Origin of the sequence: Peptostreptococcus sp. D1 (assembly GCF_900112955.1) — a bacterium.
GTDB lineage: Bacteria > Bacillota > Clostridia > Peptostreptococcales > Peptostreptococcaceae > Peptostreptococcus.
Window position 1 is genome coordinate 56711 of the sequence record NZ_FONP01000011.1, and the last position, 12719, is coordinate 69429.

At 31.4% G+C, this 12719-nt stretch carries 15 protein-coding genes, 1 pseudogene and 1 riboswitch; of the genes and pseudogenes, 10 read left to right on the forward strand and 6 right to left on the reverse strand.

The window, feature by feature from the left end; genetic code table 11:
* The first annotated feature begins 13 nt into the window (after positions 1-13).
* From BM120_RS08290 to BM120_RS10740, 3 genes and pseudogenes are all read left to right on the forward strand, one after another.
* Positions 14-1180, forward strand: a complete 1167-nt coding sequence (locus BM120_RS08290) for a MutS2 family protein (protein ID WP_091994909.1) — start codon at positions 14-16, stop codon at positions 1178-1180.
* Positions 1180-2037, forward strand: a complete 858-nt coding sequence (locus BM120_RS08295) for a hypothetical protein (protein ID WP_091994912.1) — start codon at positions 1180-1182, stop codon at positions 2035-2037. The genes BM120_RS08290 and BM120_RS08295 overlap by 1 nt, the downstream gene beginning before the upstream one ends.
* Positions 2038-2098: 61 nt before the next feature.
* A pseudogene (locus tag BM120_RS10740) lies at positions 2099-2305 on the forward strand (transposase); the annotation flags it as partial.
* Positions 2306-2588: 283 nt separating this feature from the next.
* Here BM120_RS10740 and BM120_RS08300 read toward each other — a convergent pair.
* The 5 genes from BM120_RS08300 to thiS form a co-directional block, all read right to left on the reverse strand.
* Positions 2589-3212 carry a thiamine phosphate synthase gene (locus tag BM120_RS08300; protein WP_091994913.1) on the reverse strand — a complete coding sequence of 208 codons (624 nt, stop codon included), beginning with the start codon at positions 3210-3212 and terminating at the stop codon, positions 2589-2591.
* 65 nt (positions 3213-3277) lie between these two features.
* The gene (thiH, locus tag BM120_RS08305) at positions 3278-4546 is read right to left on the reverse strand and encodes a 2-iminoacetate synthase ThiH (RefSeq protein WP_091994916.1); all 1269 of its coding nucleotides are present in this window, start codon (positions 4544-4546) and stop codon (positions 3278-3280) included.
* 12 nt (positions 4547-4558) lie between these two features.
* Positions 4559-5329, reverse strand: a complete 771-nt coding sequence (locus BM120_RS08310) for a thiazole synthase (RefSeq protein ID WP_091994919.1) — start codon at positions 5327-5329, stop codon at positions 4559-4561.
* 74 nt (positions 5330-5403) lie between these two features.
* Entirely contained in the window at positions 5404-6033 is a 630-nt protein-coding gene (gene thiF / locus BM120_RS08315; protein ID WP_091994920.1) for a thiamine biosynthesis protein ThiF, read from the reverse strand.
* Positions 6034-6228 (reverse strand): sulfur carrier protein ThiS, encoded by a 195-nt coding sequence (gene thiS, locus BM120_RS08320; RefSeq protein ID WP_091994923.1) that lies wholly within the window; start codon positions 6226-6228, stop codon positions 6034-6036.
* A gap of 56 nt (positions 6229-6284) precedes the next feature.
* A riboswitch (TPP riboswitch) is annotated at positions 6285-6392 on the reverse strand.
* Between the two features lie 190 nt (positions 6393-6582).
* Between thiS and BM120_RS08325 the strand changes: the two genes are divergently transcribed.
* The 4 genes from BM120_RS08325 (at position 6583) to bcp (ending at position 9587) form a co-directional block, all read left to right on the forward strand.
* Positions 6583-7296: a YebC/PmpR family DNA-binding transcriptional regulator gene (locus BM120_RS08325; RefSeq protein ID WP_091994925.1), complete on the forward strand. Its 714-nt coding sequence runs from the start codon at positions 6583-6585 to the stop codon at positions 7294-7296.
* Between the two features lie 9 nt (positions 7297-7305).
* On the forward strand, positions 7306-7560 hold the full coding sequence (locus BM120_RS08330; protein WP_091994928.1) for a hypothetical protein: 255 nt from the start codon (positions 7306-7308) through the stop codon (positions 7558-7560).
* A 208-nt stretch (positions 7561-7768) separates the two neighbouring features.
* Complete coding sequence (locus tag BM120_RS08335) at positions 7769-8917, forward strand: M50 family metallopeptidase (RefSeq protein WP_143076528.1); 1149 nt, start codon at positions 7769-7771, stop codon at positions 8915-8917.
* 202 nt (positions 8918-9119) lie between these two features.
* Complete coding sequence (gene bcp, locus BM120_RS08340) at positions 9120-9587, forward strand: thioredoxin-dependent thiol peroxidase (RefSeq protein WP_091994932.1); 468 nt, start codon at positions 9120-9122, stop codon at positions 9585-9587.
* Between the two features lie 145 nt (positions 9588-9732).
* Here the strand turns inward: bcp and BM120_RS08345 are convergent, their stop codons facing one another.
* Positions 9733-10110, reverse strand: coding sequence for a hypothetical protein (locus BM120_RS08345; protein ID WP_091994934.1), 378 nt, complete (start codon positions 10108-10110; stop codon positions 9733-9735).
* 251 nt (positions 10111-10361) lie between these two features.
* On the opposite strand from BM120_RS08345, the gene BM120_RS08350 reads away from it, so the two are divergent.
* The 3 genes from BM120_RS08350 (at position 10362) to BM120_RS11215 (ending at position 12595) form a co-directional block, all read left to right on the forward strand.
* Positions 10362-10541, forward strand: a complete 180-nt coding sequence (locus tag BM120_RS08350) for a hypothetical protein (protein WP_091994936.1) — start codon at positions 10362-10364, stop codon at positions 10539-10541.
* Positions 10542-10619: 78 nt separating this feature from the next.
* Positions 10620-12050, forward strand: a complete 1431-nt coding sequence (locus BM120_RS08355; protein WP_091994939.1) for a glutamate synthase-related protein — start codon at positions 10620-10622, stop codon at positions 12048-12050.
* A 410-nt stretch (positions 12051-12460) separates the two neighbouring features.
* Complete coding sequence (locus BM120_RS11215) at positions 12461-12595, forward strand: hypothetical protein (protein WP_278335338.1); 135 nt, start codon at positions 12461-12463, stop codon at positions 12593-12595.
* Positions 12596-12719 lie beyond the last annotated feature (124 nt).

A 12719-nucleotide genomic window follows, 5' to 3' on the forward strand; every position in this document is an offset into this window, starting at 1 on the left:
AATGGTGGTAGTAATGATAACATATCAGGTTAAATTAAGAAAAATTGGCGATATGACTACTTTACCGGACTCTCAAAGACTGTTCGGTTTTTTAGTTAACAACTCTAAGAAGTATTGTTCTGAAGATGATATTAGTTCCTTCGTAAGAGATGTAAGGGTGCAAAATCAAAAATGTATGATTTCAAGTTTAATGCCTTTAGGGTATTGTCCAACTCCAAAAAAATTCATAATGCAAAAGTTAGAAAAAGTATTAAGTGAAAATCAAAAATCCATAAAGTTATCTGAAAAAAAACAGAGGAAATTGATGAATCAAAGTAAACAAATTGTTAATAAAATAAAGAAAGATGATAATAATCACAAAAATAAGAAAAGAACAAAAGTGGAGTTGGAGAAAATAAAAAATGAATTTAATGAATTAGCTATTCAAATAAATAACTTGTCTGTAAAGAATATTTATGAAAGTATTAAATCTATGGACTTTGTAGAAATAGATGGACTTAAAGAAATCTTGAAATTGGCGGAAAGAGGAAAAGTTGTTAGGGTAGAGGATTTAAAAAAAATTAGGCATATAAAAAAAACAAAAAACTTCATTCAAAAATTTCGTTTAGAAAGTCAAATTAAGGGGGTGCCCGGTATACCGAATATCGCTTATTCGCTACCAATTTTGTATTTTATTGACAATATGGGCAATATCCAAAATGAGTTTAGTTTTTTTGTAAGAGTAGAAGAAGAAAGTTGCATTTCAAAGTGTTTAGAAGAAATTAAAAAGAATATTATTGTTCGTGAAATGCCATGTTTTTTGGGAAATAAGGGGAGTTCCGGATATAATGAATATAGAATTTATAATATAGAAAAACAAAATAATAAAAATTTTGAAAAGAGTTCAGATAATGGAGAGGTATTAATTAATTTAGGCGTACTATTGCCAAATATTGATAATATTGATGTGGAAAATTCAATTTTGGACATACACACGTCTGATAGAAAACCTTTTGAGATAGAAAATGAAATACCCAAAGTAATTAGTTTCATATCTGAAGGAAGTATCATCAAAGCGAAGGAAGGAAATGAAAATTTATTTAAGATAGGAAAGAGCATTGATAATAGTAAATACAACCCACTATATAATAATGCAATTATTTTTGGGAATTCTTATCTTGTTGAGTTGGAGGTGAAATAATGAATCTTAAACTTAAAACTATTTCTCCTGTGATTTTATCTCCAAGAATAGAGAACGCCTTGTATAAAGGTGTAGATTTTAAAGAAATTAATGGTGCTGCAGATGACTTAGGAATAAAAGATATAGCAAATGTTAAGGTTGTTTATCCTTTTTATAGTCACGAAAGTAGAGATTTATTATCCATATTTAATTTTTCATATGCAAAAGAATATTATATTCCAGCCTCTACATTAAAAGGGGCTTTGCTGGGCTATAAAAAAAATGGAAAACAAGACAGTATTAGAAGAAAAGTTTTCTTTCAAGATATTAAGATTAGTAATTCATATATAAAATTAAAAAATTTGTATAAGTTCCAGTATTTGTATCAAAAAACTGAAGAAATTAATGGCGGAAATATACATAGTGAATATAAAATTCCAAAACTTGAACCATTCTTTCCTAGAGTAGTAATAGAAATGATGGAGAGTAATATAATTTTCGATTGTGAAGTACTACTAAGAAAATCAGAAGAAATGGAATTTAGTTCTAAAATAAAAGAAAATTTTTGTATAACAAAAAATAAACTTTACAATTATGTTAAAGAAACTGAAAATAGGATTAATGATATTAAATCGTGGATAAAAGATGGAAAAATAAAAGAGCAAACAAATATAGAGTGTATAAATAAACTGGAAAAAATTAAATTTAATATTCAAGCTGAAATTGATAGTGACAAGAATATTATTTTTATGGGAGGATATAAGGGGCTCATTGCTAGTTTATCAAAATTTAATGAAACTCAAGAGATTAAAAATGGTTTCTATATTGATTACAGTACATTGTTGCCATATGGCTTGGTAGAAGTAGTTGAAGTATAAAAGGAAAGCATAATATTAAGTATATTTGTAAATGATGTGACGCCTTTTTTAGAGAGAAAATATCATTGATTCTATAATTGAAGAATACGATATAGAGACTGCAGACGATATCCAAGAAGCCATTAAAGAACTTTTAGGAGAAATTAATACTATGATGGAAGCAGAAATGGATAATCATCTTGGATACAAAAACTACGAATGTAGCTCAAATAGCAACTATCGTAATGATACTAAGAGTAAAAGAGTTCGTAGTAGTTATGGTGAATTTTTAGAATAATGTATGAAGGCAGAATGCCATTTTAAATACAATACACAAAAAATTACCGCTCGAATAAGAACGGTAATTGACATGCATTAATTTATGCGTTATATTTAAGTTAATAGTAGAATTTACTAATTTTGGCAAGATTTTTCTAAAAAATCTATAGAAGGTTAATTTACAGAAAAAAATTTCACACACTCAAATTTTATGCTACAGCATCACCACAATATTGATATGAGCTGTAGCATATTTTATTTATTATAAATTACGGCTGTATAATATTTTGTGTTTATGGTAAAGTTTTCATAAACTCACTCATCATACAAACACCATTCGCTCCTGATTGAAGTATCTTGCTTGTATTTTCCTGAGTTATTCCACCTATTGCATAAACTGGTATGTATACTGTGTCGCAAATTTCACTCAAAAACTTCAAACCTTTTCCAGGCAGTCCTTTTTTGCAATCCGTCTCAAAAATATGACCAGCAATTATATATGTGCATCCTAGCCTTTGAGCTTCTAGTGCTTCTTCAAGGCTATGACAAGAAGCTCCTATAATTGAAAATTTATTTTTCTCTTCATTTGATAGTTTTTTTAATATATGTAGTGGTAGGTGTATTGCATTGATATTTGATTCAATTGCAACATCTGCGAATGAATGAAGTATACATCTGACATCATTTTTTTCGCATATTTTCATTACATCTATTGCAAGCCTTTTATATTCTTCTTTAGTGAGATCTTTTTCTCGAAGAATTATTGCGGATGGCTTTTTCAATACTATTTTTTCAATTTGTGTCAAAAAATCGATACTACATAGTTTTCTGTTTGTCACACAAATTATTTCATAATTAACTTTTCGTATTTGGTCAGATGTATTATTGGTTGTATTGTTGAAAATTTTTTTTCTCATTTAATGCCCCTCACGTCTACAGCTATTTAATCTTATGTTTATAATTTAATACATTTGCTCTTATATTATACATAAACGTAGTCATTTAATACAGGCTGGAGACCTTTTTCTGACATATCCCTGTACATGGATTCAAGGCTTCTTGAATCGTTTATTTCAAACTGCTCGTCTCCACATTCTTGTTCGTTGCAATTATGTTCTTTATTGTTATCGCTATATTTAGTTTCATGATCACCTATTCCAGTTGAGACTCCGGCAGATACTTTTGTGGCGGCAATCTTTACTATTCCGTTTCTAAATTCTGCACTTTCTCTTGAAGATACTGTTATTCCTACGAAAGGTAGAAAAATTCTATATGCACATATAATCTGGCATAATTGCCTTTCTCCAACATCCAGCGGGTTTATTTTGTCATTGTTGATGATCGGTCTAAGCCTAGGACATGAAAGTGACATTTCGGCATGAGGATATTTCCTTTGGAGATAGTAAACGTGTAGGGCAGTTGCCAATGCATCCTTTCTAAAATCTGACAATCCAAGGAGAGCAGAAAAACCAACACCTCTCATACCACCCATAAGGGCTCGTTCCTGTGAATCGAACCTATAAGGCCAAACTCTTTTGTGACCGAAAAGGTGAAGTCTTTCATAGTTTTTATCATCATACGTTTCTTGAAATACCGTAACATAGTCAGCGCCACATTCATGCAGGTATTTATACTCGTCGGTGTTTACAGGGTATATTTCAAGTCCTACCATTTTAAAATATTTTCTGGCTAGCTTGCAGGCTTCTCCAATGTATCCTACATCGCTGTGTGAACGACTTTCTCCAGTTAGTATCAATATTTCTTCCATTCCAGATTGAGAAATGATTTGCATTTCGTGTTCAATTTGCTTTATATCAAGCTTCATTCTTTTTATCTGATTGTAGCAGTTAAATCCGCAGTATACACAGTAATTTTCACAATAATTAGCGATATATAAAGGGGTAAATAAATAAACTGTGTTGCCGAAATGCTTGTTAGTTTCAAGCTTTGCTTTATGAGCCATTTCCTCGATAAATGGTTCGGCAGCCGGTGATATTAGGGCTTTAAAATTTTCAATAGTACAGGTGCTGTTATCAAGTGCAATTTTCACATCTTTTTCAGTATATTTACTGTAATCATAGCTTTCCATGTGATTGATGACATTTTTGCAAATGTCCGACTCAATAATTTCCATATCATCTAGATATTCCATATGATTTGTTCTGCTAGAAGGATCAGCTTCCAGTCTATGTTTTTTTTCTAAAGCCGATTTTGAAAGCTTTTCTGAGTCGATAAAAAAATTATTTTCCATTCTTAAACCTCCCTAATCTCTAAGAAATCCTGTTAAAGGATCTGATGAGGAGCCACCACGAGATAGCACTCTTCCCAAGCCTGATAGATATGCCATTCTTCCTGCTTTTATGGCTTGCTTAAATGCAGAAGCCATCAGTGGAAGGTTTCCGGCAGTAGCTAGCGCTGTGTTTGCCATGATTGCTGCAGCACCCATTTCCATTGCCTCACAGGCCTGTGATGGCTTTCCAATACCGGCGTCAACTATTATTGGAAGGTCTATTTCATCAATTAGAATTTGAATGAATTCTTTTGTTGAGAGTCCTTTGTTTGAACCAATAGGGGATGCTAATGGCATTATTGAAGCTGCTCCGGCATTTAGCATATCTCTGGCAGAATTTAAATCAGGATACATATATGGCATTACCACAAAGCCTTCCTTTGCAAGTATCTCCGTTGCTTTTGTTGTTTCATAATTATCTGGAAGTAAATATTTTGTATCTCTCATTATTTCGACTTTTACGAAATCTCCACACCCGAGTTCTCTTGCTAATCTTGCTATCCTGACAGCTTCATCTGCATTTCTAGCTCCAGAGGTGTTAGGAAGAAGTGTGATATTTTTTGGTATATAGTCAAGTATATTTTCTTGTTCTTTTGAATTTGCACGTCTAACTGCTAATGTTATCATTTCAGCACCTGCATCTCTTATGGCTGATTCTATTAATTTCATAGAGTATTTTCCCGAGCCTAGAATGAATCTCGAGTTAAACTCGTGCCCACCTATTACTAGCTTGTCTTCGTTCATATTAATTGATACCTTCTTTCATAAAAAAATAAATCGAGCATTTTCCTGTACTTTAGCTATATTATGATTACAAATCAAAATTCTTCAGCAATTATTCTTAACGCTGTGAGAGCTTGATGTGCGGCACATATCATAACTCTTGGTGATACAAGTCCGATGGATTTTTTGACATCACTGACTCCATCACCAGAAATATATAATTTTTTTGTAATTTTTCTTGTGACGATTTCGTTTGGATTTCCAATACCTGCCATACCGGAAGCTGCAACTAAATATTTATCTGACATACGAGTGAGTACCTCATTTGTTATCATCGCCTTTGTTTCTGCATCATCAACAGCTTCACATACTATGTCGGCTCCAAGCAGGAGTTCCTTTAGATTTTCCTCATCAATTTTTGTATTTCTTATTTCTAATGATATATATGGAGCTATTTCGCGTAAATTATTATAAAGCGCAGTCGTTTTTGGTTCTCCAATCTGATTAGCTTTGTACTGTTGTCTGTGAAGATTTGTTATATCTACAACATCAAAATCTATTAGAATCAATTTTCCAATGCCAGCTCTTGCAAGTGAAATGGCGATATTGGAGCCTAGACCACCAAGTCCACATATTGCGACCGTCGATTTTGAAAATTTTTCATTTAATGATTTTCCATGCCTTATTTCAAGTGCTTTTGTCCAATCCGATTTAGATGGAATCATTTAACCACCTCCAACAAAATTTACGATTTCCAAGCTATCACCATCCTGTAAAACTATTTCTTCGTACATAGCTTTAATTACGATTTCTCCGTTTCTTTCGATGGCTATTTGCTTTGGATTGTATTCAGCTGAAGAAAGGTATTCAGAAATAGTTTGACCGGAAGCTTCCACTTCGATTCCGTTGATTTTTACCATTATTTTACCTCCCAACAAAAAAGGGAATCTCCAATTTGGAAATTCCCCGTATATTAAATCTCAGCATTATGACTTCCTACGGCGGCATTATCCGCATCAGGTAAAGGGTCGAAGTTGGATTACTTCCTCTCAGCCTGCAAGCACAAGCTCCCCTGTATTTATTTGTCATGTACATTATACATTAATTATAGACACAATTCAATACCAATAGTTAATTTTCGTTTTAACTAGTAAATTGCACATATTTACTTATTATTGTCAATATGTTAAAATAGTATGGGAAAAAATCAAATCAAGTGATTATAATTATATAGAGGTTATTTAATAAAAAATAGTATTAAGGAGTGTTATTTTATGGGACGTATTCATAATATAGAAGCTAGAAAAGGAAAACAAGATGCTGCGAGATCAAATGTGTTTACAAAGCACGCAAGGGCGATTTCTGTTGCTGCCAGACAAGGTGGAGGAGATCCAGAATATAATGCAGCACTGAAAACTGCAATTGTTAAGGCAAAAGCAGACAATATGCCGAATGACAATATTGACAGAGCAATAAAAAAAGGTATTGGTGGTGGCGAAGGAGATAACTTCGAGCCGATTGTATATGAAGGCTACGGACCAGGTGGAGTGGCTGTAATCGTGGAAACCTTGACTGATAATAAGAACAGAACAGCTGGAAATGTTAGATATTACTTTGATAAAAATAATGGTAACTTGGGTACTCAAGGCTGTGTATCCTTTATGTTTGATAGAAAGGGTCAGATATTTATCTCAAATGAAGATGCTGAGGAAGATAAATTGATGGAAGATTCATTGGAATTAGGAGCAGAGGATTTTATTCCAGATGAAGACGGTTTTGAGATAATTACTGCTCCAGAAGACTTTAATACAGTTAGAGATGGATTGGAAGAAAAGGGATACAAGTTTATATTTGCAGATGTGAAGCTAATACCACAAACTACTTCTGTTTTGGAGGAAGAAGGTCAGATAAAGTCTATGGAAAAACTTCTAGATGTACTGGAAGCAGACGACGATGTTCAAAATGTTCATCACAATTGGGAATTTTAGGTGAACAATATGGAAAATATCGGAGTTGAATTTGAAGTTAGAAAAAAATACGTAGAGGGCTACGAAATAGGTACATTTTTCTTTAACTATAGGGAGCTAGAGGAAAATGGAGAAAAAGTAATTGAGGTTGATGTTTATAAAGTGAGCGATACTGTAATACTTTATATAAAAACATATAGAGCGCCGTATATTCCGGAAGCATCTGCAGTTGAGATGTGTGAGGCTTTGTACGAAGAATTTTATTTGGAAAGTGAAGACAAATAAGATTCAGAAAAGGCTGAATGGAATGTATATAGGGGAAGTCTAGAAGGTCAATCTAGCAGTTTGGTTAATCTATAAAGTAATATATGAATATGGAATTAAGAATAATAGCTATTTGATATATAGGTACTGTTCTTAATTCTTTTTTATAATACTTAAAATATTGATATAAAAATATTAATCTGAAAAGAGGTGTTTTATGAGGAAAAATATGAAAAAGAAAAATTCAAATTCAATTTTTGCTACATTGATGTTTATTTCAATAGGAGGGATTGTAGGCTTGTTTGCTGGAAAGCATTTAGGCAAAATGATTGCTTCAACAAAGCTGACAGGTAGCTTTGGACTAGATATTGCATTATTTGGAATAGCTACGATAATAGTAGTTTTTTCACAGATTATTATTCATGAGCTAGGTCATATGATGTTTGGTCTGCTTACAGGATATAAATTTCTTTCGTTTAGAGTAGGAAATATTACGCTTATTAGAAAGGAAAATGGATATAAGTTGGCTAGTTTTTCTTTTCCGGGAACGGCTGGTCAATGCATAATGTCTCCTGAAAGACTAGATGACGATATGCCTTTTCTTCTATATAATTTGGGAGGAGGTTTATTTAATTTATTTGCTGCAGCAATATCGTTATTATTTTTGAATTTATTTCCGAATATGCACGTACTTTTAACGATATTTTTGAGTGAAACAATTTTTTTTGGAGTGTTTTTTGCTATAATAAATTTATTCCCTCTAAATTTTGGTATATCAAATGATGGATACAATATAATGACGATGATTAGGAATAAAAAATCAAGAAAATATTTTTTTATGCAGTTAAAGCTGATGGAGTATTTGACATTTGACAAGAGAGTTAGAGATATACCGAATGAATTGATTGAAATGCCATCAGATAGTGATCTGAATAATGTTATGGGAGCTGCGAATGCAGTATTGTATTGTGGAAAATTGATGGATGAACAAAGGTTTGATGAAGCAAAAGAAAAAATTGATTATTTGCTGGAATCAGATTTCAATATCATAAATGTTCATAGAGAAGTAATTAGAGCTGACAGGATTTACTTGGAGCTGATATCGGAAAATCCTTCAATGGAGCTGGTGAAGGAGTTATATGATAAAGATTTGAAGAAAATGATGAAGGCATTAAAAAACAATATCTCAACGCCAAGATTTAACTATGCAGTTGAACTACTTTATAGCGAGAATATAGAGAAGGCAAAGCTTGCTATTTCTAATTTTAATAAAATAAAGAGCAAATATCCTTATGCAGGAGAAATAGAATCAGAAATTGAGCTTTTAGAGATTGCAAAAAATAAATACGAAAAAACAAATCTTATTAATAATCATTAATAATAAAATATATGAACATAAAGATATATATTAATTTATTGTAAAGATATATATTAAATTAACAGTATGATATGTGTTAATATAGCATAATATTATGTATTAATTTGATATAATATAATATTATATATTAATTTGATATAATACTATGTATTGATATGACATAATTATACAGATAAAATTTATAAATTATAAAAGGAGGAAAATGATGAATATTGGAGATAAAGCAATAGACTTTACATTGGAAGACAAGGATGGAAATAAGGTAAGTCTTTCTGATTTTAGAGGTAAAAAGGTAATATTATATTTTTATCCAAAGGACAATACTCCTGGATGCACAAAACAGGCTTGTAATTTTAGAGACAACTATCCGCATTTTGTGGAGAAAGGTGCAGTCGTAATAGGAATTAGTAAGGATGGCTTGAAGTCACATACTAATTTTGCTGCTAAGCATGAGCTTCCATTTATTTTATTATCAGACCCAGATATAGAAGTTATCCAAAAATACGGTATTTGGAAAGAGAAAAAGTTGTACGGAAAAACTTTCCTTGGAGTAGTTAGAACTACGTTTTTGATAGATGAAGAAGGAACTATAGTAGATATTATGGATGGAAAAAGGCTAAAGGCTTCAACCAATGCAGAAGATATATTGAACGGTGACTTTTTGAAGTAGATTTTTAAGATGTCAACTATCGAGGTAGATTGATACAGCTGGAAATTTTTTATTATCCACTTTTTTTACATCACTGAAATATAAAAATATAACCCTCTAGTATTAGAAAAATAGTCTATTACTAGAGGGTATTTTAGTTTTTAAGTTAATTTGTATCTGCTTTTTGAGTGTATAAAAGACAGTTTAATGTATTTTGTACAATAAAAAATCCAATATATGAATATAGTTTGATTAAAGAGTACCTTCCATCATCAATCGGTTTTCTAACAGCAAAAGCCATACCAGATTCAAATAAAAATGCCGACAGGAAGTGAATTCCTATTATTATCGACATAGAAATTATAAATGTGAAAATTCTTTTTTTATAACCCAAATACTCAACTGTAAAAAAACAAGAAATGACTATATTTGATATTATTATAAGTATAAGTACCAATTTGTTAAACGCCACATAGTTAATCAGTATGTTTAAAAATAGATATAAAAATGTAGTCATTGATATGAATATTTTACCATTCCTCATATTATCCCCCTCATAAAAAATCTAAAATACTTATTATAAGAATCGATTTCCCCCTACTAATTAATTTTATTTGAAATATTGCAATTGGTCAAGATGGTAAGCTATTACATTTATTCGGTAATTTATTACATACTCATATATTTTATAAGGAACATATGATATACTTTTAATTAAGCTAAATATGTAGATATTACCACTGGTTTTATCGGACTTAAATAGTTTTAAATATATTAGATAAGGGGTGAATGCATATGGATAAAGTATTTTTAAAAGAACTCTTTTTAATAGTAATATTTCTTAATATTGTGATATTAGTTGTTAATAAGATTATTCCGAAAGAAAAGAAGAAAAATAATGTGATTAATATCGCTATAAAAATCATTGCTTTATTGCTTGTTTGTGTATATGCATACTTTAGACTTATGAAATGATATACTAAGATATATCAGAATATTAAAAATTAATATATAATTAGATAATAATCTATATTTGGTATGGGAGGTAATTTTATGGCAGTATATAAATGTAGGGTTTGTAATATGGTTTTTGACGAGGAAAAAGAAGGTAAAAAATTATCGGATCTAGATAAATGTCCAGTCTGTAAGCAGGATATTTCCAAATTTGAGCTTGTGGAAGAATCTAATATGGAAGCATCTGATATTCAGGAAAATATTTACTCAGATAATCATGAGTTATCATATGATCCTCAGTACGTCAGAGTTGATAAAAATGACAGATATATGGCAGAAATTCATCAGATGGCTGTTTCTGGAAAATCGATCGATGGTGCGATGGGGACTCAAATGAAGCTGACAAGCTGGGATGACATACTATTTATGGGTGCGCAGTTAAACCCACCACCAATGAATGATGAGGATTTTGTTGAAACAAAAACAGTGATAGGTAAAAAGGCAAAAAAACCAATGGTAATAGAGACTCCAGTATATATTTCTCATATGTCATTTGGAGCATTATCAAAGGAGGTGAAAATTGCTTTATCAAAGGGTAGCTCAATGGCAAGGACTGCGATGTGCAGTGGTGAGGGTGGTATTCTTCAAGAGGAAAAGGAATCCGCATATAAGTATATATTTGAATATATACCAAACAAATATAGTGCTACAGATGAAAATCTAAAATCCTCAGATGCTATAGAAATAAAAATTGGTCAGGGGACTAAGCCTGGAATGGGTGGGCATCTTCCTGGTGAAAAAGTAACTCCTGAGATTGCTGCTATCAGAGGAAAAAAAGCAGGAGAAGATATTCAGAGTCCAAGTAAATTTCCAGAAATTAACAGTAAAGAAGATCTAAAGGAAATGGTTGATATGCTTAGAGAAAAATCTGGAGGTAGACCGATTGGAATAAAAATTGCAGCGGGAAGGATAGAGAATGATCTTGAGCATTGTGTTTTTGCAGAACCGGATTTTATAACTATTGATGGAAGAGGTGGTGCGACAGGCTCCAGCCCATTTTTATTAAGAGAATCGACCTCTGTTCCTACGATATACGCACTTTCTAGAGCAAGAAAGTATTTGGATTCAATAAATTCAGATATTAGCTTGGTAATTACTGGCGGCTTGAGAGTATCTAGTGATTTTGCAAAAGCAATTGCAATGGGTGCAGATGCTGTTGCCATTGCAACCTCAGGCTTGGTTGCTGCTGCGTGTCAGCAGTATAGAATATGTGGAAGTGGAAGCTGTCCTGTAGGTGTTGCAACTCAGAATCCAGAATTGAGAAAGCGACTAAATATTGATGCAGCAGCAAAGAGAGTGGCAAATTTTTTAAATGTTTCTAATGAGGAATTAAGAATGTTTGCAAGAATTACTGGTCATAATTCAATTCATGGTATTGATATTAATGATTTGATAACTACGGATAGTGATATTGCCATGTATACTGGGATAAGACATGCTGGTCAAAGGTCACAAGGCTTTGGTATTTAATTAAATTAGTGAGTAAAATAGTCAATTCCTGTGTTTTATCGTGATAGTTGATGTGTATTTGTAAATGATGTGAGACATTTTTTAGAGAAAAAATAATACCGGCTTGGTATAATAGTTCTAAAGTATGAGGTAAATATCTTTGTTTTTGTGTTATAGTACTATTCATAGAGAGAATTCCTTTAGTTTTTGATTTGTAGCTACTTCAATTATACAGGATTTTCTCTCTTTTTTTATTATTTCTCTCACTTCAATTGTAACACTATATTTTAAGTAACAAATATTATAAATAACGCTAGAAAAAATCAAATGAATTTGATATAATAAACAAATATTATAAATAACACTAGAAAAAATCAAATGAATTTGATATAATAAACAAATAGAAATTTATTTGAAAAGAGTAGACAAGGATGGATTATTTGAACACAATCGTTAGACAGACAGACAGACAGACAGACAGACAGACAGACAGACAGACATATATTTTAAAAAATAAAAATATAAATATAAAAAACAAGCAAAAGTATATACCTGATGACGGATAGGTGTGTGTTTTTGCTTGTTTTTGTGTGAAAATTTAAAATATAAGGAGGTATACATATAAATATGAATAAATTAAATAAATTTTTATCAATTTTTATATCCATATTGACAGTTTGTTCAGGCTTG